Below are 17,453 nucleotides of genomic sequence, written 5' to 3' on the forward strand. Positions count from 1 at the left end.
CGCACCGAAACTCCTTAGCCGCGGCCGGCGGATTCCCGGGGGTATGCTCTCACTCGCCGACGTGGAGGCGGCCCGCGACCGGGTCGACGAGGTGGCCCGCCTGACGCCCCTCGAGTTCTCCCACAGTTTCTCTCGGATGACCGGCGCCGACGTGCGGCCGAAACTGGAGAACTTCCAGCGCACCGGCTCGTTCAAGATCCGGGGGGCGATCAACCGGATCGCCACGCTCACCGAGGCCGAGAAGGAAGCCGGTGTCATCACCGCCAGCGCGGGCAACCACGCACAGGGCGTCGCACTCGCGGCGACGCGGGCGGGCGTCGACGCCAAGATCGTCATGCCCGAACACGCGCCGATCGCCAAGGTCGAAGCCACTCGGGCCTACGGCGGCGAGGTCGTGCTGTACGGGGCGGACTACAACGACGCACAGGACCGCGCCCACGAACTCGAGGCGTCGGAGGGTCGAACCTACGTCCACGCCTTCGACGACGAGTACGTGATGGCCGGCCAGGGGACGATCGGCCTCGAAATCGTCGAACAGTGTCCCGAGGTCGACACCGTCGTCGTCCCGATCGGCGGCGGCGGCCTGATCTCCGGTATCTCGACGGCGCTGAAGGAGTCACTCGACGACGTTCGCGTGATCGGTGTGCAGGCCGAGGGCGCCTCCAGCGTCGCCGACTCGCTGAAGAAGGGCGTCAGGCAGGAGATCGAGTCCGTTGACACCATCGCCGACGGGATCGCCACCCGCTCGGTCGGCGAGCGACCGTGGGAGATCATCCAGCAGCGCGTCGACGAGGTGGTGACCGTGAGCGACAACGAGATCGCGCTCGCGCTGACCTACCTGCTCGAACGGTCGAAGACCATGGTCGAGGGGGCTGGCGCGGTCGCGATGGCGGCCGTGCTCTCCGAGGCGTTCGAGTACGCGGACGACGAGGTCATCGTGCCCGCGCTCTGTGGCGGGAACATCGACCTCAACGACCTCACCACGGTGGTGATGCGCGGGCTGGTCCAGATGGGCCGCTACATCAAGATCCGCACCGAACTCAAGGACAACCCCGGCTCCCTCCAGCGGCTCGTCGGGATCGTCGCCGAGCAGAACGCGAACATCTACGGCATCAGCCACGACCGGACCTCCCGGGACATCGCGATGAACGCCGCCGAGGTCGTGATGGACTTAGAGACCCAGGGTCACGACCACGTCGACGAACTCATCGCCGCGCTCGAAGCCCACGGTTACGAAGTCGAGACGCTCGTCTAGGCGCGTTCGATCTCGTACTCCACGGTGAGGAAGGTCGCTCCGGCGAGCCACATCTCGTGAGTCGCCCGAAGGTCGGCGTCGTCGTCCCCCTCGGCCGGCCACACCTCGAACGTTTGCCCGGCCGGGGCCTCGAACGCTCCCAGCGGCGTCCGGAGGTACAGCCCCGGATCGCCCGCGGACTCAGTCGTCAGGCGGATCCCGGTTCGGTCGTCATCGTCGCTGGCGTCGATGGCCAGATGCTCCGGCCGCAACACGGTATCGACGCCGCCGACGGGGACTGGCACCGAGATGTTCACGAACCCCTCGCCGTCGCGGTGGTGGGTCGCGTAGAGCGCGACGAACACGGCCTCGGCCGTTTCGGGGTCAGTGCGGACCCACGCCCGAACGTCCTCACGGGCCGGTTCGTCGGGGTCGGCGTCGATCGTGACCGATCCCGGCTCTGCGACATCCAGAAACCGACTCTCCAGCCGATGCCAGTCCTCCTCGCCCGGGCCGGGCAGGTTCAACTGCTCGACCCGGCTCGTTAGGTGGCTCGCGGCGGCGGCGCCGGTCCGAAACGGTCGGTGCCACGTCGCCCGGTAGCGCATCTCGTAGTCGGCGGTCCGTTCGTAGAAGCGCCGCACCTCGGGGTGGAGTCGCGTCGGATCGAACGATTCGCCGGCGAAGTGGGCGGTGTCGTCGACCTCGCCGGCTGGCTCGTCGCCGGTGTGGATGCCGCGCCGTTCGACGAAGTTCGGGCCGACGTACCAGTCGGCGGTGATCGGTGAGAGCGGGACCTCGCTCCCGCGCCTCCGGGCGCGGGCGAGACCGACCGCGAGGAGGGCCAACAGGAGTGCCGCCGCCCCGGCGAGGGTTCGGCGGGCGCGGGTCGTTCGCGTCACGTCGTCAGGTGCGGCGCCATCGCACTTCAAGCGTCGCCCCGCAGCGGGTCGGGAGGAATTAAGGTCCGGCCGCGCCGAGCCCCGGGCGTGAAAGAGACCATCCACACCGACGACGCTCCCGAAGCAGTGGGCGCCTACAGCCAGGCGACGACCAACGGCGACGTGCTGTTCACGGCGGGTCAGATCCCGCTAACACCCGACGGCGAACTCCTCGACGACGAGGACATCGCCACGCAGGCCGAACAGTCGCTCTCGAACGTGCAGGCCATCGTCGAGGAGGCCGGCGCGTCGATGGGCGACGTGCTCAAGACGACGGTGTTCCTCGCGGACATCGACGATTTCGACGAGATGAACGAGACGTACGCGGGCTTCTTCGACGACGAGCCGCCGGCCCGGAGCGCCGTGCAGGCCGGCGCGCTCCCGAAGGGCGTCGGCGTCGAGATCGAGGCCGTCGTCAGCCTCGAGTGAGGTGCGGCCCCGCGTCAAGTCGGCGCTGCTGTGGGGTGCGGTCGGGCTACTGGCGTTCCTCGCGGCGGTGCAGGGCTACCAACTGCTGGCCGGGCCGCTCCCGGTCTCGATCCCCGCGGTCGCCGCCGTCGCGGTCGGCGTCGGCGCATTGACGGCCGCTACGGCGTACCTGACCGAGTACCGGCTCCAACAGAAAGGAAGGACTTAACCCCGACAGGGCGGTACGTTCGGGCGAGCCAGGATGGCCGAACGGTAAGGCGCACGCCTGGAAAGCGTGTTCCCTTCCGGGATTCTGGGTTCAAATCCCAGTCCTGGCGTTTCTGTCGATCCGCTACCTTCGAAGCCACCGCTCCGGCGACCGCGAACGTGACCGCGGAGCGAGCATGACCACTTGTGACCGCACCGCAGCGACGGTGTCGGCGCGAAACGCGAGCGGCTCCGTCCGCGAGCAGGCGCGAGGGATGGGCGACCATACGGGAGCGAATCGGCTGGGGAGGGCGTGGGCTGTACGGGGCGGTGTGGCACAATGGGCCAACGGTAGTCCTGCTGTCGCCGTCCCAAACACTCGAAAAACCGCTCAAAAACGACCGATCGAACTTACTTCTCGATGATGCTCTCCTCAACCTTCTCGCCGAAGTGCCGGCCGCCCGCCTCGTAGTAGATCAGCACTTCGTCGCCCGGCTCCAGATCGGTCACGGCCTTCCGGCCCTCCTTCGTCGGCACCTTCACCGTCTCGGCGTTCTGGAGCAGCGTCTCAACCACGTCGGGGCCGTCCTCGGTCTCGACTTCGGCCTGCACGCGGAACATCGGGCGCTTCTCGATTTTCACACGGCCGACGATGGCTTCGCGGGTGTGGCCCGCCGTGTCGGCGATTTGCACGCGGTCGCCCGACTGCAGTTCCGCGAGGTACTTCGTCTCGCCCTCGGGGGTGCGGACGTAGGCGTGAACAGCGCCGGCGTTCACGCGGAACGGTCGCGAGGCGACGTACGGCGAGTCGGCGGTTTCGCCGTGGACGAAGAAGAGACCGCGGGAGAGCGAGCCGACGAGCATCCCCTCGTCGTCCTCCAGAAGCGACCCGGTGTCGATGCAGACCCGGTCGGCGCCGCCGGTCTCCTCGACGCGCTGGATCTCGGCGTAGCGCATGTCGAGTCGTTCGCGTTCGCTGCGGTCCCGAACCTCGACGGTCTGGCGGATCACGTCCGGATCGTCGGTGTCGAGCAGCACGTCGTCGACGCCGATCTCGAGCGTCTCGAAGGCCGTCGCGGCGGCGTCGGCGTCGTCGACGCCGGCCACGAGGTTCGTCTCGTCGCCGACGCGGGCGATGAGGTTCTCGAGCGGGATGATGTCCCAGTCCTCGGTGGCGACGATGGTGTACTCGGCGTCGCGGGCGGCGGTTTCCGCGAACTCCTCGTAGTCCTCGTCGAACACGCGAACGTACGACCCCTGTGCGCGGTTGTCCGAGCGGCGCAGGGTGGTGAGGTCGGCGGAGCCAGAGAAGTCAGAAGGGAGGTCGACGGTACCGTCGCCCTCGCCCCCCTTGCCGACGACGTAGATGTCCGGATCGGTGTCGCGGCTCGCGTCGACGATCTCCTCGCCGGGTTCGCCGGCGTCCTTGAACGCGGCGACGTTCACGCTCCCCAGTTCGCGGACCCGGCCCACGTCGGCCTCGTCGACCAGCACCCAGTCGACGCCGGCCTCGAGCCCAGCGGTGATCCGTCGTTTCCGTGCCTCCCAGTCGCCGACGGTGTCGTCGGCTTTCAGCCAGACCGAACGCGTCATGTCCGGACTCTCAGAGGCAGGCGGCTTGAACGTGGCGGATGGTGTAAAGCGCGCAGGAACTACTCCGGCAGTCGCCCCGCCCGGCCGAGGGCGAGCAGGGCGACGACTACGACCCCGACAGCGAGCGCCAGGCCACGGAACGTCGTCTCGTAGGGGACGCCCGCCTCGGCGAGCGTCCCGACGAACCACGAGCCGGGGGCCTGTGCGAGCATCATGACGCCGCTGTACACCGCGTAGGCGCTGGCGCGGTTGTGCGACGGCAGCGTGTCGAGCAGATAGGTGTCCATCGCGGGGAAGAGGCTGTGGACGGTGTAGCCGAGCACCGCCGACAGCACGAGCAGCGGGGCGGTACCCGGCACGAACGTCAGCACCAACACGAGCACGACGAACGTCGCGGCGACGCCGAGCATGTACTCACGCTGTGGCAGTCGGTCGGCGAGCCAGCCGCTGATGGCGAACGCGGGCACGCCGGCGGCGAACACCAGCGTGAGGGAGTTCCGCGCGAGCGCTGACGGGACGCCGCGGGACTCCATGAACAGTTCGTAGAAGTTGAACACGCCCTGCCACGCGAAGCCGAGTGTGCCCATCACGGCGACGCCGAGCAGTACCGTCCGGTACTCCGCCCGCGCGGCACCGACGAGGTCACGGTCGTCGGCCCCGGCGTCGGGGAAGTCGACGCCCCGCGAGAGCACGAACGTGACCGCGGTGATCAACAGCCCGCTCACCGCCAGTCCGAGGAACACGACCCGCCACGCCTCGTCGGGCAGTCCCAGCGCGGTCAGTAGCGGCGTCCAGTCGACGGTCCGACCGAGTACGACCGTCACGACCGGCGCGGCGACGGCCGCGGCGACCTGGTTGGCGGTGCCGTGGATGCCGAGCATCCGCCCGACGCGGGCGGGGAACAGTTCGCTGATGAGTGTGTTGCCGGTGACGAAGTAGAGCCCGGAGGCCAGCCCCGCGAGCCCCGCGCCGAGGATCAGTAGCCCGACGCTGGTCGCCGCCGCGGCGACGGCGGCGCCGACGGCGAGGACGAGCCCCGCGGCCAGTACGACCGTCAGCCGCGAGACTTTGGTGAGCAGGTAGCCGGTCGGGATTCGGGGGAGGGCGCTGCCGATCCACGCTGCGGAGGCGACGAGACCCGCCGTCCCCTCGCCGACGCCGAAGGTGGCGATGAAGACGCTCACCAGCGGCGCGATAACGACCCGCACGAAGTTGACGAGGAACGCCTGCCCGCAGAGCGCACCGAACAGCCGGGAACGTGACACACGAGTCGGTTGGCTGTGGGGTGGTTCAAGGGTTCCGACTCCGTGCGGGGCCTTTTAGGGTTCGCTCCCCAAGCGGGGGCATGGAAAGCACTCGCAAGGGCCTGCGCGGCGGCGACCTCTACAAGGACACCTACGAACGCCTCAACTGTGCCGAGTGTGAGAAGGCGCTCGCGACGGAGAACTCCCCGGACGAGGTGTTCAACGTGCGGAAATGTCCCGACTGTGGGAGGGAGTGGAAGGAACTGCCCTGACTTGCCGGCTCGCTCGCCGTAACGGCGTACGCGCCATACCGGCAACCCGTTCTGTTTCGTCGACGCGACCGACTACGCCTCGATGATCTCGTCTTCTTCGAACTCCGGCACCGTCAGCGACCCGTCCAGCGACACGACCGCGTCGCCGCCGACCTGCACCGTCCGGCCGTCGACGCGCACGCCGACGTAGCCCGGACGGTCGAGGAAGTGCCCCTGCTCGAAGGTCATGCGCTCGGGGAACTCGTCGTCGAACGCCGCGAAGTGATCGAGGTACGCGCCACAGGCACCCGAGGCCGTCCCGGTCACGGGGTCCTCGTCGACGCCGAGGCCGGGGACGAACGCCCGCCCGTGGAGGGTGGAGTCCTGACTGCGGCCGACGGCGTCGAAGGTGAACACGTAGACGCCCTCGGTGTCGTGCTTGTCGGCCAGCGCCTCGACGGCGTCCATGTCGGGGTCCATCGACGAGAGGTGCTGGAGGAAGTTCACCGGGAGCATGAGGAACGGTAGCCCGGTCGAGGCGTACGCCGGCGGGAGGTCGGCGCCCACGTCCCGGAACGCGTCGGGGTCGATCCCGAGGGCCTCGCCGGCCTCCTCGTAGTCGAACTCGACCTCGAAGATTTGGGGGGCGTTCTGGGTCATCCACACTGCGCCCGTCTCGGTCACATCGATGTCCAGCACGCCCACCGGCGTCTCGAGGGTGTAGCTGCCGGCGTCGATGACGCCGTCGTCGAACAGGGCGCCGTGGGCGGCGATGGTCGCGTGACCACAGAGGTCGACTTCCTGTGTTGGGGTGAAGTACCGGACCTTCCGGTCGGCCTCCTCGGAGGGGAAGAGGAAGGCCGTCTCCGAGACCGATAGCTCGCGGGCGACCGCCTGCATCTGCTGTTCGCTCAGTCCGTCGGCGTCGGGCACTACCCCGGCGGCGTTGCCCGTCAACGGCTCCGTGGTGAAGGCATCGACGAGCAGCGTCCGGTAGCTCTCCATGCCCGAATCTCGGGCCGGCCCGGTTTAGTCGTGGCGGGGTGGCTCAGAGTCCGGCGAACACCACGGCGAGGGTCAGGGCGACGCCGAGGACGACGAACGCGACCCCCTCTATCGTCGGGGAGCCCGGTTCGATGGGTTCGCGTTCGGGGGGGCGCTCCCCGTCGTCGCCGAGGTCGTCGAGGCTGATCGCCCACTCCTCGTCGTCGTCGTTCGCGGCCGCGCCGCGGGAGTCGCTCATCGGTCGAACGGAGGGCGGCGCAGCGGAAAGCAGTTGTGGGTGTGACCCACCCCGTTTCGGTTACGTCGTCGCCGTCACCTCGCGTTCGCGTCGCGGCCGGGACGGGACCCGATTCCGTCACGGTACCGACGACTCCCCGCCGCGAACGGTCACCGTCGGTGTGCGCTGTGGGTCCCGGTATCACCTCGCCGAAACCTCTTTGTCCCGGAGCCACCCACTGTGATGCGTGACACGGGGAGTCGACGAGGAGAAGCGCGCGACGCTCAAGCGGTTCGCTGCCGCCGGCGCCGCCGCTCCCTTCGCCGCGCTGGGTGGCGAGCGCGGTGGCGACGCCGGCAGCGACACCCGCAACGCCATCGCCGGCTACGTCGCCGCCACCCCGGGCGCCCACTTCTCGAAACTCCGCGACGACCTGCAGTTGGGGACCGGTGAGACCCAACACCACGTCGAACGACTGCTCTCGGAGGGCACCATCGTCTCCCGACGGGACGGTGACTACCGCCGGTTCTTCCCGGCCGAGCGCTTCTCGGAGTTCGAACAGCGCGCACTCGGCTACCTCCGGCGTTCGACGCCGCGCGGGATGGTCATCGCGCTCCTCCGTGACCCCGACGCCACCGGCGCCGACCTCGCCGACGAACTCGGCGTCTCCCGAGCCACCGTCAGCAGCCACGCCGCCGCGCTCGACTCGGCCGGCTTGCTCTCCCGGGAGGACGGCTACACGCTCGCCGAACCGGAGACGCTGTTGACCCTGCTGGTCCGGTACGCCGACTCCTTCGACGCGGGCGCCGACGCGCTGGCCGCCGACGCCGCCGCGCTGATCAGCTACGACCCCTAACGAACCCGAGGCGTCCGAACGACTAAGGAGACTCACACCTATTCCCACGTATGCCAGACAACCTCGTACTCTGGCTGCTGCTCGTCGTTCCGATCGCGGCACAAGTGCCGCTGCTGTGGTTCATGATGGACCGAATCGAGATCGACGAAGCACCCGACGTGACCGGCGCGGACATCTGGGGCGGCGAGGACGACGACGGCGCGGCCTACCGACGGGAGCTCGGCGACAGCGGGCCGGCGACCGCCCGCTCTGAGTCGGCGACTGACGGGACGCTGCGCTGTCGGAACTGTGGAACGGAGAACGAACCGGCGTACCGCTACTGTCAGGGCTGCGCCCGGCGACTCTGACCTACTCGGCGGGCGTGACCTTCCACGTCGTCCCCGAGGAGTAGCCCCACTTCTCGATGTCGAGGCCGTGGTCGGCCGACAGCAGCGCCCGCATGTTCGCCCCGACCTCCTTGGCGGTCATGTCCAGGTCCTCGGCGACCAGCCGCGACTTGAAGTACGTCTGTTCGACGGCTGCCTCCCGCAGGTGGTTCAGGATACGGGCCTGTTTCTCCGAGAGGTCGACCGGCGCCGCCGACACGCCTGCGTGACTCATAGTTCTGTACTGTATCCGTTCCCCCTTCAGGCGTTTGGTACGTCGGATTAATCCCGGCGCTGTCGTGCGGTTTCGCCTCCAAAACGGGCCGTGGATCGCCCCCTGAGAGCCCGCCCCGGTACGGTCGGCTAACGCCCGCGCCGGCGCCGCGTCGACGCCCCGGAGAAGCCCCTTCAGAAGCTACTTACCCGCGCCCCGGCCAATCACGGCCATGAGCGACCCCGCCGACGGGAGCGACGCCGCCGAGTCAGCGGCGGGGGAAGACGCCGCGCCGGCCCTCGACCCCGACGCCGTCGAGGTCAGCGTCGTCCTCCCGGCGTACAACGAGGAGGCGACCATCGAGAACACGGTCCGGACCACCCTCGACACGCTCGGCGCGTTCCTCCGACCCGGTACGTTCGAAGTCATCGTCGCCGAGGACGGCTGCGACGACCGCACCCCCGAGATCGCCGACCGGCTGACAGCCGAACTGCCGGCGGTCCGGCACTTCCACAGCGACGAGCGACTGGGCCGCGGCGGCGCCCTCGAACGGGCGTTCGAGGCCGCCAACGGCGAGACGCTGGTCTACTTCGACACCGACCTCGCGACCGATATGAAGCACCTGGAGGAGCTGGTGAACACCGTCCGCACCGGCGAGGCTGACGTGGCGACTGGTTCGCGCTGGATGCCCGAGAACGTCGCCGACCGCCCCGCGAAGCGCGGCATCCCCTCACGGGGGTACAACGGCGCCGTCCGACTGTTCCTCCGGACGGGCCTCCGTGACCACCAGTGTGGGTTCAAAGCCGTCTCCCGGGAGGTCTTCGAGACCGTCCACGAGGACGTCGAGGACCGTCACTGGTTCTGGGACACTGAACTGCTCGTCCGCGCCCAGCGGGCGGGCTTCGAGGTGAAGGAGTTCCCCGTCGACTGGGAGCCGAAAGCCGACTCGAAAGTCGACCTCGTCCGGGACGTGTTCGGCATGGGGAGCCAGATCCTCCGGACGTGGTGGCAGCTTTCCGTACAGCCCCGGCTGAGTCGCCGGGTGACGCTGGCCGCGAGCGCGCTGTTGGTGTTCGTCGCGCTGGCGCTCTCGACGCAGTACCTCGACTTCGGGGAGGTGATCGAACAGATCAGCCGGACCGACCCCACGCTGCTCGCCGCCGCCACCGCCGTCTACGTCGTCTCGTGGCCGCTCAGGGGGCTCCGCTACCGAGACATCCTCGCGGAGTTGGGCTTCGACGAACGGATCGGCTTCCTGACCGGCGCGGTGTTCATCTCCCAGACCGGCAACCTCGTGTTCCCGGCCCGGGCCGGCGACGCGGTCCGAGCCTACGTGGTGAAAGCCCGGCGCGGCATCCCCTACCCCTCGGGGCTGGCGTCGCTGGCGGCCGAGCGGGTGTTCGACCTACTCACGATCACGCTGCTGGCCGGCGCGGTGCTGCTCGGCTACGCGGCCACGGGCGACCTCGCCCGGGTGGCTCAGTCGATCACCGGCGCCTCGCGGAGCGGCCGCTACGCCGTTATCGTCGCCGTCGGCGTCGCCGTCGTCGCCATCGCCGCGGTCGCGGGCATCGTGCTCTCGGCGCGTTCGGACACCAACCGCGTTCGCGCCATCGTCACGCGGTTCTCCTCTGACTCCTACGCCGACTTCGTCGCGGGCGTGCTGGAGCGCTTCGTCGGCGACGTCCAGCAGGTCGGCGGGAACCCCGCGGCGTTCGGCCGCGTCGGCGCCTCCAGCCTCGTCATCTGGACGCTCGACGTGCTCACGGCCGTGCTCGTGTTGCAGGCGTTCGACCCCGGGCTCACGACTGCGACGCTCGTGACGGTCTGTTTCTTCGCCGTCTCGGTGGGGAACCTCGCGAAGGTGATCCCGCTGACCCCCGGCGGCGTCGGGCTGTACGAGGCGGCGTTCACGCTGCTCGTCGCCGGCCTCACGCCCGTCACCACTGCCGTCGCGCTCGGCGCGGCCATCGTCGACCACTTCCTGAAAAACGCCGTCACCGTCGTCGGCGGCGTGATCTCGATGCTCGCGCTCAACGTCTCGCTCACGACCGCGGTCGAGGAGGCCGAGGACGTGGAGGACGCCGAGGAGCCGACCGCTCAGTAACGGTCAGTCTCGGTAGCGATCGGTCACGAACGGCCCCATCGCCGCCGCCGTCGCCGCCGCCAGCGCGTCGTCCCGATCCACCACGCCGGCCGAGAGCGCCCCCGCGGCGCCCTGCTTTTTGGCAACGTCGTCCTCGCCGAGCACGTCGTCCATCACCGGCCCGAGTTCCTCACCAGCGCGGACGCGGTCACCGATCCCTTCCGGGAGCCGGAACGCCGATCCCGAGCCCAGCCCGACCCGCTCGCCGTCAGTCACGGCGGCCCACATGATCAGGAACAGCCCGTCGGCGCCCTCGACCTCGGCGACGCCGCCCTCCAGCCCGACCGCGAGGTCGTACTCGCCGGCCGCGAGCGCGTTCGCCGCACGGTTCTTCGCTCCCTCGACGGTCTCGGCGCGACCGCGCGGCTGTTCGCTCACTCCGGAGTCGACCGGGACGGCCTCGATATCGGCGTCGAGGGTCGCCTCGACGGCCCGTTCGACCGCGCGGCGCTTCACCGGGTTCCCGCTCCCGACGGCGATTCGCATGGCCGAGAGGGGCGCCCCGGCGGGCCTATCGGTTTCGGTCGGCTCGTCGGAACGGCACGGTTTTGTTGGAAATGGTCGAAGTCGGGCCGATGGACGAGGGGTAGTCGCTCAAACGGATGGTGTTCGCCGCCCAGCAGACCGTCGTCGCCGTCGGCGTGCTGGTCCTCTACTGGGGCGACCCGCTGTTGATGGGCGGGTGCCTCCTGTTGCTCGCCGTCTCGCTCGTCTGGTCGGTCGTGGAACTCCGTTCCTGACTTACTCGACTCCAACACCGTGCAGAACCGCCGCCAGTCGCTCCACGCCGTCGAGCAGGGTCGGGCTGGGCTGATTGAGAAGCGAGTCGTCGACAACGTGAACCTCCGCATCCGGCGCCCAGCCACGCTCCCGGAACTCCTCGGGGTCGGCCCGATCACCCTTCCCGCAGGGGTGCAGGATCACGAAATCGGGCTCCGCGGCGGCGACTTCCTCCCGAGTCACCTCCCCCGAGCGCTCGCCCGGATCGGCGAACGGGTAGTCGCCGCCAGCGGCGTCGACGGCCTCGGGCACCCAGTTCCCGGCGGCCATCGGCGGGTCGGCCCACTCCTCGCAGTAGACCGTCGGCCGGGGTTCGTCGGCGACGGCCGCGCGCACGGCTCCCAGCCGCTCGCGGGCGCTTGCGGCCAGTTCCGCGCCAGCGTCGGCGTACCCGACCGCGCGCCCGAGGTCCGCGAACCCGTCGACAGCATCGTCGAGTGTCTCGGGTTCGCTGTGGTGGACCGCCAGCCCGCGCTCGCGGAGTTCGTCACGGGTGTCGCGTTGGAGCGGGTCGCTGGTGAGCACGAGGTCCGGCGAGAGGGCGTCGACGGCGTCGTAATCCGTATTGAGCCAGCCGCCCACGCGTTCCGGATCGGTCCCCGAACCCGGGTCGCAGTGGACGGTCACCCCGACCAGTTCGTCGGCGCCGCCCATCGCCGCCAGCGTGGCGGTCGCGCTCGGCGCGAGCGAGACGAGTCGCATTAGCGGGAGTGAGAGAGCGCCGGGGAAATACCCCGCGCCGGAGCCCGAACCGGTTTGGTCCCTCGCCCCCAGCGTCCGACCGTGTTCGACTCGTTCACCCTCGTCGCCGCCACGGCCGACCTCGACGACGAGCCGACGGCCCGCGGCGTCGCCGACCTCGTGGAGTTCCGGATGGACCTCGCGGCCGACCCGGTCCGACAGTTGGCGGCCTACGACGGCGAGCTGCCGCTGCTGGTGACCAACCGCCCGGCGTGGGAGGGCGGCGAGGTCGACGGGAGCGACGCCGATGCCGAGACCGCCCGCCTCGACGCGCTGGAGGCAGCACTCGGAAACGACGCTGTCGCGGCCGTCGACATCGAACTGGCGGCGCTCCGGCGCGAGGAACGCGCGGTCCGGGTGGCCGAAGAAGCAGAGGCGCTCGGCGTCGACGTCGTCGTCTCGGTTCACGATTTCGCCGGCACGCCCTCGGAGCGCGCGATGGTCTCGCTGCTCTCGGCGGCCGCGTCGGCCGGCGACGTGGGAAAGCTCGCAGTCACCGCCGAGGACCGCGGGGACGCGCTCTCGCTGCTGTCGGCGACAAACACCGCCGACGCCGCCGGCGAGCGCGTGGCGACGATGGCGATGGGCGAGGCCGGCCGGCACACCCGTGCGGTCGCGCCGGTCTACGGCTCCAAGATCGGCTACGCCCCCGTCGACGCCGCCGAAGCGACCGCTCCCGGACAGTACGACCTCGCGACGCTCGACGAACTGGTCGGCGAGCTATCCTCGCGGTAGCAGAGGGGACCGCTTTTGCGCGCCGGGGCCCCACCCCCGGCCATGCCGACGATCTCTGAGAAACGCGTCTTCGACGACGCGGCGGCGCCGACGCCGGTGTTCGTCGCCGCCGAGCAGGGGCTGGTGGTCGCGCGGCTCTCGGCCGACGCCGTCGGGGAGTTCTCGCTCGAACGGCGCTGTACGGCCCGCGACCTCGCGCTCGGCCCGGAGGGAACGCTCGTGCTCGCCACCGACGAGGCGACGCTGGTCGCGTCCGACGCCGATCCGTCCCGATTCCACGAGACCGGGTTCGGCCCGGCGACGGCGGTCGGCGTCGTCGAGGGCCCTGATCGTGCCGTCGTCGCTGCGGACGAGAACGGCCTGCTCGCGCGACTCCCGCTCCCGGCGGGTGCCGGCCCCGACCCGACCGCGAGCGACTGGGAAGACCTCGCCACCGTCGACGACGTGCGAGCGATCGACGGTCGACTCGTCGCGGCCGGCGACGGCGTCCACCGTGTCACCGCTACGGGACCCGTCGACGCCGGCCTCGACGACGCACGGGACGTGGCCGCCCGCGGTGCCCCGCTGGCGGCAGTCGGCTCGGGCCTCTACGAACTCGGCAACGGCTGGATGCTCGCCCGCGAGGGCGTCCACGAGACGGTCGCGACCGACGGCGAACGCGCGAACGCCGTCGGCGAGGTCGGAACCGTCCTCGGCCGCCAGCACGGCGGCGGCGAGTGGGCCGAACTGGACCTCCCGACTGACGACCGGATCGTCGACTTCGCGTACACCGACGAGGCCGTCGTCGCCGCCACCGAGTCGGGATCGCTGCTCGCCGACGCCGGCGACGGCTGGCGCTCGCGCATGATCGGCGTCACGGGGGTTCGGGCCGCCGCGGCGGGGCCCGCGCCGACGCCGGACGCCGAGTAAAACTCGGCCGCTATCGGGGCCAACGGAAACGTGTTTACCGGCGCGGGCGCGAGCCACCTCCATGATACTCCCGGGCTCGCACTCCCAGTCGCTGGCGGCACGACTGGCGGAGGCGACCGACCACGCGCTCGCGAGGGTGAGCTACGACCAGTTCCCCGACGGGGAGCGCTGCACCGCGCTCTCGGAGGCCGACGCCGAGGCGCTGACCGACGAGCCGGCGGTCGTCGTCGGCTCGACGCTCACCGCCGACGCCCACCTCGAACTGCTCCAACTCCAGGACGCCGCCCGCGAGGCCGGCGCGAGCGAGGTGATCACGGTCCTGCCCTACATGGGCTACGGCCGACAGGACCGTGCGTTCAAGCCCGGCCAGCCGGTCTCGGCCCGGGCGGTCGCCCGCGCGCTCTCGCCGGGCACCGACCGCGTGGTCCTCGTCTCGCCCCACGAGCCCGACGTGGCGGAGTTCTTCGACGCCCCCTGCGAGGTCGTCGAGGGAGCGCCCAGACTCGCCGAGCCGCTCCCGGAGGACCTCGACGACCCGGTCTTCGTCGCGCCAGACGACGGCGCCGTCGAGATCGCCGAGTCCGCCCGCGACGCCTACGGCCGCGGCGACGCCGACTACTTCGAGAAGGTACGGGACTACGACACCGGCGAGGTGACGGTCTCCCCCGGCAACGCCGACGTGGCCGACCGCGATGTGGTGCTCGTCGACGACATCGTCGCCACCGGCTCGACGATGAGCGAGGCGATCGCCGCGCTCCACGACCGCGAGGTCGGCCGCGTGTTCGTCGTCTGTGTCCACCCGATGCTGGTCGGCAACGCCCGAACCAAACTGGAGCAGGCCGGCCTCGCCGGCATCTGGGGCACCGACACGGTCGAACGCGACGTGTCGGCGATCTCGGTCGCGCCCGTCCTCACGGACCTGATCTGAATGCCTGCCGACGGCGGCGATGGCGACGACGACGCCGCGAACCCCGACGACCCCGAGTTCCCGGACCCCGACTCGGCGCTCGTCCTCGAACCGAACTGCGAGCGCTGCCCGGCGCTCGTCGAGTGTCGGAACCGGATCGCGTGGGGGAACGGCCCTTCTGACGCGGACGTGCTCGTCGTCGGCGAGGCACCCGGTGCGGGGACGCCCGACGCGGAGTCGGGTGAACCCGACGCCGGCCGACCGTCGCCGGCGTCCGACGCCTGGCGTGGCGGGAACTGGACCGGCCTCGCCTACACGGCCAGCCACTCCGGCCGCCGCATCCGCGAGACGATGGCCGCCGTGGGCCGCGAAGACGCGTTCTACACGAACGCCGTGAAGTGCTTCCCAGCCGACCTCGAGGACCCCTCGACCAACCGCGAACCGACCGCGGCGGAGCGCGAGAACTGCCGTGACCACCTCCGTGCCGAGATCGAGCACATCGAACCGGACGCCGTCGTCGCTACCGGGAAACACGCCACAGCGTCGATGCTCGCCTTCGAGGACCGGTCGCTCGACGGCTTCGTGGACGGCGTCTTGGAGCCGATCCGGATCGATTCGCTCGACCTGACGCTCGTGCCGGTCCTCCATCCGGCCTACCGGGACGTGTGGCTCTCGCGACTGGGCTACGACCGCGAGGCGTACCTCGACGACCTCCGGGCGGTCCTCGACGCGGCCGTCGACGGCTAGGCCCCCATCTTCATGGCCCGACGGGCCCAACCGCCGCGTATGGCCGAAGACTGCGTGTTCTGTGGTATCGTGACCGGCGACATCCCCGGTCGGATCGTCAAGGAGACCGACCACGCCATCGCCTTCCTCGACGCCAACCCGCTCGCGGCGGGTCACACCCTCGTGATCCCCAAGCGCCACTACGCCCGACTCAACGACGTACCCGGCGACGAGGCCGCGGAACTGTTCGGCGCGGTCCACGAACTCGCCGCTACGATCGAGGACGCCACCGACGCCGACGCGGTCTCGATCGGCATCAACGACGGCGAGGCCGCCGGACAGGAGGTCCCCCACACGCACGTCCACCTCGTCCCGCGCTTCGAGGGCGACGGCGGCGGCCCGTTCCACGCGATTAACCCCCAAAACGACCAGCCGACCGACGACGAACTCGACGCGGTCGCCGACGCGATCCGCGACGCCTGACCGACTTCGATTCACCGATCGACACAGAGTTTTTCACTCGAAGCGAGAGAAACCAACCGCATGCCAGTCACGACTGTGGCGTTCGTCGGCGCGACCGGCGGCGCGGGGACGACCCGGAGCTGTCTCGAACTCGCTACCGTGCTCGCCGCCGCCGGCGACGACGTGGCCGTCATCGACGCAGCCTACGACACGCAGGGGATCGCCCGCCACCTCTCGGGGCGGCTCGAGCCCGATGCCACCGCGCTCACGACCGACGCCGTCGACGAACCGCTCGCCGCAGGGCTCGTCGACTACGACCCCGATCCCGACCGCGCCGCGCTCGATCTGGAGGACCTTCCCGAATCGGGCCGGGTCGCGTGTCTCCCTGCACGAGCACCGTTCGAGCGCCTCGCCCGCGCGAAGACCTCCGAGGCCGCACAGGCCCTCGAACGCCGGATCGACGAGGCGGCGGGGGAGTTCGACCGCGTACTGATCGATACGCCGCCGCTCGGGTCGAACCCCGCGGTCGCCGCCGTCACGACCGCCGAGCGGGTGGCCGTCGTCACTCCGGCGACGGAGCGCGGCGTCGACGCCGCACAGATGACCCGCGGTCGGCTGCAGGACGTGGGAACGAGCGCTGATGCCGTCGTCGCCGTCGACCGGGCGGGCGAGGTAGCGATCCCCGAAAGCGACGCCGACGCCGTGATCCTGCGGTTCGACGCGGAGGCTCCGGCAGCCCTCGAAACCGACGCGGGGGCCGAGGCGCTCGCGAGGGTCGCCGACGCCGTCCTCGACCGTGAGCTAGACCTGCCGCTCGCCGAGGTCGGGATCGTCGAAACGGTCACCTCGCTCGGCGACCGTTAGAAGAACTCGTCGGCGTCGCCGATGGCGTCCGACAGTGGGTCGGCCCCGCCCGCCGGGCTTCCCACGTCGGCGACGGCGGCCGACAGTCCCGGGTCGGCGTCGTGGCTCTCGATGTAGCTCCCGAGCGCGAACTCCGCCTCGGTCGCGCCCGTCAGTTCCAGCGCGTCTGCCCGCGGGAGGTCGCCGGCCTGCCAGTCCCGAACGATCTCACGGGCCATCGGCGAGAGCGGCGTCACGCCAGAGACCCCACAGCGGTGCAGCGCCTTCGCGGCCGTGACGGGCGCGATCCCGGCCTCGCGGGCGCTCTCGCCCACGCTCGTCCCCGCCGCGTGGGTCTCGACGACCGTCGCCGCCGCCTCGGGCGTACAGGGAAGCGCGTCGACGTGGCTTCGCAACCGCTCGACGAGGTCGGCACCCGTCTCGTCGACGGCGGCGACGCCGCGGGCCTCCTGTTCGGCGGTCACCTCGATCCCGGCGGCGATCTCCGAGAGCGTCATACACGACGGTTCTTTCTGGGATAGTTTAAGACTTTTCTCCGCTGAATCATCTTCGGAAGCGATTCGGTGTGGAACGTACCGGTTACCGGTACGTTCGACCGACGGGATCGGGGTCGGAACTTCGGGAACCACCCGGGTTTATGTATCCGAT

At 70.3% G+C, this 17,453-nt stretch carries 23 protein-coding genes and 1 tRNA gene; 15 read left to right on the top strand and 9 right to left on the bottom strand.

Features of this window, described 5'->3' with window-relative positions; genetic code table 11:
• Positions 1-43 precede the first annotated feature (43 nt).
• A complete protein-coding gene (gene ilvA / locus NO998_RS11955) occupies positions 44-1,255 on the top strand; it encodes a threonine ammonia-lyase (protein ID WP_267647439.1) in 1,212 nt (403 codons plus the stop codon).
• Here the strand turns inward: ilvA and NO998_RS11960 are convergent.
• Positions 1,252-2,136, bottom strand: a complete 885-nt coding sequence (locus NO998_RS11960; protein ID WP_267647440.1) for a hypothetical protein — start codon at positions 2,134-2,136, stop codon at positions 1,252-1,254. The genes ilvA and NO998_RS11960 overlap by 4 nt on opposite strands.
• An 87-nt stretch (positions 2,137-2,223) precedes the next feature.
• Between NO998_RS11960 and NO998_RS11965 the strand changes: the two genes are divergently transcribed.
• From NO998_RS11965 to NO998_RS11975, 3 genes are all read left to right on the top strand, one after another.
• Complete coding sequence (locus tag NO998_RS11965) at positions 2,224-2,604, top strand: Rid family detoxifying hydrolase (protein ID WP_267647441.1); 381 nt, start codon at positions 2,224-2,226, stop codon at positions 2,602-2,604.
• A 1-nt stretch (position 2,605) separates the two neighbouring features.
• The gene (locus NO998_RS11970) at positions 2,606-2,812 is read left to right on the top strand and encodes a DUF7981 family protein (protein ID WP_267647442.1); all 207 of its coding nucleotides are present in this window, start codon (positions 2,606-2,608) and stop codon (positions 2,810-2,812) included.
• A gap of 27 nt (positions 2,813-2,839) precedes the next feature.
• Positions 2,840-2,921 (top strand) — tRNA-Ser (locus NO998_RS11975).
• Between the two features lie 280 nt (positions 2,922-3,201).
• Here NO998_RS11975 and NO998_RS11980 read toward each other — a convergent pair.
• Together NO998_RS11980 and NO998_RS11985 are read right to left on the bottom strand one after the other, a co-directional pair.
• Positions 3,202-4,383, bottom strand: coding sequence for a 3-dehydroquinate synthase II (locus NO998_RS11980; protein ID WP_267647443.1), 1,182 nt, complete (start codon positions 4,381-4,383; stop codon positions 3,202-3,204).
• Positions 4,384-4,442: 59 nt separating this feature from the next.
• The gene (locus NO998_RS11985) at positions 4,443-5,648 is read right to left on the bottom strand and encodes an MFS transporter (protein ID WP_267647444.1); all 1,206 of its coding nucleotides are present in this window, start codon (positions 5,646-5,648) and stop codon (positions 4,443-4,445) included.
• Positions 5,649-5,728: 80 nt separating this feature from the next.
• On the opposite strand from NO998_RS11985, the gene NO998_RS11990 reads away from it, so the two are divergent.
• Positions 5,729-5,899: an HVO_0758 family zinc finger protein gene (locus NO998_RS11990; protein WP_267647445.1), complete on the top strand. Its 171-nt coding sequence runs from the start codon at positions 5,729-5,731 to the stop codon at positions 5,897-5,899.
• Positions 5,900-5,971: 72 nt separating this feature from the next.
• Here the strand turns inward: NO998_RS11990 and NO998_RS11995 are convergent, their stop codons facing one another.
• Together NO998_RS11995 and NO998_RS12000 are read right to left on the bottom strand one after the other, a co-directional pair.
• The gene (locus NO998_RS11995; RefSeq protein ID WP_267647446.1) at positions 5,972-6,883 is read right to left on the bottom strand and encodes a PhzF family phenazine biosynthesis protein; all 912 of its coding nucleotides are present in this window, start codon (positions 6,881-6,883) and stop codon (positions 5,972-5,974) included.
• Between the two features lie 43 nt (positions 6,884-6,926).
• Positions 6,927-7,121, bottom strand: a complete 195-nt coding sequence (locus NO998_RS12000; protein ID WP_267647448.1) for a DUF7312 domain-containing protein — start codon at positions 7,119-7,121, stop codon at positions 6,927-6,929.
• A 226-nt stretch (positions 7,122-7,347) separates the two neighbouring features.
• Between NO998_RS12000 and NO998_RS12005 the strand changes: the two genes are divergently transcribed.
• Both NO998_RS12005 and NO998_RS12010 read left to right on the top strand, forming a co-directional pair.
• On the top strand, positions 7,348-7,956 hold the full coding sequence (locus tag NO998_RS12005) for a winged helix-turn-helix transcriptional regulator (RefSeq protein ID WP_267647449.1): 609 nt from the start codon (positions 7,348-7,350) through the stop codon (positions 7,954-7,956).
• Positions 7,957-8,006: 50 nt separating this feature from the next.
• Complete coding sequence (locus NO998_RS12010) at positions 8,007-8,303, top strand: DUF7577 domain-containing protein (protein WP_267647450.1); 297 nt, start codon at positions 8,007-8,009, stop codon at positions 8,301-8,303.
• A gap of 1 nt (position 8,304) precedes the next feature.
• Here the strand turns inward: NO998_RS12010 and NO998_RS12015 are convergent, their stop codons facing one another.
• Positions 8,305-8,556, bottom strand: a complete 252-nt coding sequence (locus NO998_RS12015; RefSeq protein WP_267647451.1) for a DUF7123 family protein — start codon at positions 8,554-8,556, stop codon at positions 8,305-8,307.
• 211 nt (positions 8,557-8,767) lie between these two features.
• Here NO998_RS12015 and NO998_RS12020 point away from each other — a divergent pair, with 211 nt between their 5' ends.
• Positions 8,768-10,642, top strand: coding sequence for a flippase-like domain-containing protein (locus tag NO998_RS12020; protein ID WP_267647453.1), 1,875 nt, complete (start codon positions 8,768-8,770; stop codon positions 10,640-10,642).
• 3 nt (positions 10,643-10,645) lie between these two features.
• On the opposite strand, the gene yjjX is transcribed toward NO998_RS12020, so the two are convergent.
• Positions 10,646-11,167 carry an inosine/xanthosine triphosphatase gene (gene yjjX / locus NO998_RS12025; protein WP_267647454.1) on the bottom strand — a complete coding sequence of 174 codons (522 nt, stop codon included), beginning with the start codon at positions 11,165-11,167 and terminating at the stop codon, positions 10,646-10,648.
• A 116-nt stretch (positions 11,168-11,283) separates the two neighbouring features.
• Between yjjX and NO998_RS12030 the strand changes: the two genes are divergently transcribed.
• Positions 11,284-11,421 (top strand): hypothetical protein, encoded by a 138-nt coding sequence (locus NO998_RS12030; protein WP_267647455.1) that lies wholly within the window; start codon positions 11,284-11,286, stop codon positions 11,419-11,421.
• A gap of 1 nt (position 11,422) precedes the next feature.
• On the opposite strand, the gene NO998_RS12035 is transcribed toward NO998_RS12030, so the two are convergent.
• The gene (locus tag NO998_RS12035; RefSeq protein WP_267647456.1) at positions 11,423-12,163 is read right to left on the bottom strand and encodes a cobalamin-binding protein; all 741 of its coding nucleotides are present in this window, start codon (positions 12,161-12,163) and stop codon (positions 11,423-11,425) included.
• 81 nt (positions 12,164-12,244) lie between these two features.
• On the opposite strand from NO998_RS12035, the gene NO998_RS12040 reads away from it, so the two are divergent.
• The 6 genes from NO998_RS12040 (at position 12,245) to NO998_RS12065 (ending at position 16,805) form a co-directional block, all read left to right on the top strand.
• On the top strand, positions 12,245-12,937 hold the full coding sequence (locus NO998_RS12040; RefSeq protein WP_267647457.1) for a type I 3-dehydroquinate dehydratase: 693 nt from the start codon (positions 12,245-12,247) through the stop codon (positions 12,935-12,937).
• Positions 12,938-12,979: 42 nt separating this feature from the next.
• The gene (locus tag NO998_RS12045; RefSeq protein ID WP_267647458.1) at positions 12,980-13,846 is read left to right on the top strand and encodes an HVO_0234 family beta-propeller protein; all 867 of its coding nucleotides are present in this window, start codon (positions 12,980-12,982) and stop codon (positions 13,844-13,846) included.
• 61 nt (positions 13,847-13,907) lie between these two features.
• Complete coding sequence (gene prs, locus NO998_RS12050) at positions 13,908-14,774, top strand: ribose-phosphate diphosphokinase (RefSeq protein ID WP_267647460.1); 867 nt, start codon at positions 13,908-13,910, stop codon at positions 14,772-14,774.
• The gene (locus NO998_RS12055) at positions 14,775-15,500 is read left to right on the top strand and encodes a uracil-DNA glycosylase (RefSeq protein ID WP_267647461.1); all 726 of its coding nucleotides are present in this window, start codon (positions 14,775-14,777) and stop codon (positions 15,498-15,500) included. It begins immediately after the preceding gene.
• A 39-nt stretch (positions 15,501-15,539) separates the two neighbouring features.
• The gene (locus NO998_RS12060; RefSeq protein WP_267647462.1) at positions 15,540-15,962 is read left to right on the top strand and encodes an HIT family protein; all 423 of its coding nucleotides are present in this window, start codon (positions 15,540-15,542) and stop codon (positions 15,960-15,962) included.
• 60 nt (positions 15,963-16,022) lie between these two features.
• The gene (locus tag NO998_RS12065; protein ID WP_267647463.1) at positions 16,023-16,805 is read left to right on the top strand and encodes an AAA family ATPase; all 783 of its coding nucleotides are present in this window, start codon (positions 16,023-16,025) and stop codon (positions 16,803-16,805) included.
• Here NO998_RS12065 and NO998_RS12070 read toward each other — a convergent pair.
• On the bottom strand, positions 16,802-17,302 hold the full coding sequence (locus NO998_RS12070; protein ID WP_267647464.1) for a DUF7858 family protein: 501 nt from the start codon (positions 17,300-17,302) through the stop codon (positions 16,802-16,804). The two genes, NO998_RS12065 and NO998_RS12070, sit on opposite strands and share 4 nt — an antisense overlap.
• Between the last annotated feature and the right edge of the window lie 151 nt (positions 17,303-17,453).

Source organism: Halolamina litorea, assembly GCF_026616205.1.
GTDB lineage: Archaea > Halobacteriota > Halobacteria > Halobacteriales > Haloferacaceae > Halolamina > Halolamina litorea.